Source organism: Sphaerochaeta sp. UBA5836 (assembly GCF_002432845.1).
Classification (GTDB): Bacteria; Spirochaetota; Spirochaetia; order Sphaerochaetales; family Sphaerochaetaceae; genus Sphaerochaeta.
The window spans coordinates 28,810-29,538 of sequence record NZ_DJGW01000077.1; the positions used below are offsets into that span (position 1 = coordinate 28,810).

General features: G+C 55.1%; 1 protein-coding gene. It reads left to right on the forward strand.

Annotated features, from left to right (window positions below):
- On the forward strand, nt 1-729 hold a 729-nt coding region (locus B3F49_RS06710), incomplete at both ends, for a TIM-barrel domain-containing protein (RefSeq protein WP_293909945.1).

Genomic DNA, 729 nt, shown 5'->3' on the forward strand with positions numbered 1-729 from the left:
GCCGAAACGGGGGCCTTTCTTCGAGCTGGCAGAGGACCAGGCAAAATTGCTGGCTATTGAAACGAACAAGGACAGCTTTGCAGCCTGTTCCAAGGATCTCTCTGCACACGTGGCGACCACGGGTCCGGGGGATGTCCAATTCACCTACAAAGGCAAGGTTCTGACCTCCTCGGACGGCCTGCTTGGCGGACATGCCATCGTTCATGATAAGGAGCCGTATCAGGTTGAGTACCTGAACCTCGGTGTGGGGGAGACCATCTACGGCCTTGGCGAGCGCTTCACAGCCTTTGTGAAAAACGGGCAGGTGGTGGATATCTGGAATGAGGACGGCGGCACCAGCAGTGAACAAGCCTATAAGAATATTCCGTTCTACCTCTCTTCCAAGGGATACGGGGTGCTTGTCGCCAGTGCCGGCAAGGTCTCCTTCGAGGTATGTTCGGAGGTGGTTACTGCAGTGCAGTTCTCCGTCCCCGGCCAATGTCTGGACTACTACCTTATCGGCGGCGACGACCTGAAAGCGGTGTTGCATAACTATGCGCTGCTTACGGGAAAGCCCGCCTTGGTGCCACCGTGGTCCTTCGGCCTGTGGCTCTCAACCTCCTTTGTAACGAACTATGATGAGAAGACAGTCAATAGCTTCATCGATGGGATGCAGGACCATGAGATTCCCCTGCACGTCTTCCATTTCGATTGCTTCTGGATGCGCGAATTCCAGTGGGTCGACTTTTT